Source organism: Phenylobacterium hankyongense, assembly GCF_003254505.1.
GTDB lineage: Bacteria > Pseudomonadota > Alphaproteobacteria > Caulobacterales > Caulobacteraceae > Phenylobacterium > Phenylobacterium hankyongense.
Window position 1 is genome coordinate 1 of sequence record NZ_QFYP01000016.1, and the last position, 368, is coordinate 368.

1 protein-coding gene is annotated in these 368 nt (G+C 54.9%); it reads left to right on the forward strand.

Annotation, left to right across the window (positions count from 1 at the left end):
* Positions 1 to 236 (forward strand): ubiquitin-conjugating enzyme E2 (locus DJ021_RS18480; RefSeq protein ID WP_207801909.1); only part of this gene is annotated, 236 nt, incomplete at its 5' end.
* Between the last annotated feature and the right edge of the window lie 132 nt (positions 237 to 368).

A 368-nucleotide genomic window follows, 5' to 3' on the forward strand; every position in this document is an offset into this window, starting at 1 on the left:
CCAAGGTGTTCCACCCCAACATCAACAGCAACGGGAGCATCTGCCTGGACATCCTGAAAGAGCAATGGAGCCCGGCGTTGACCATCTCTAAGGTTCTTCTCTCCATTTGCTCCTTGCTGACGGATCCGAACCCGGACGACCCGTTGGTTCCCGAGATCGCCCACATATATAAGACGGACCGGACCAAGTACGAGGCCACCGCCAGGAGCTGGACCCAGAAGTACGCCATGGGCTGAACCCCTTGGAAAACGGCGGTCGGTCCGTGGGCTTACTCCGTGAGTTCTCCGTCAAAATTGTGCGTCTTTATCTTTGTCTGGTGTTTCTCTCTCCGTGACGGAACCTTCCCTATGTTGTTGATGGAACGTATT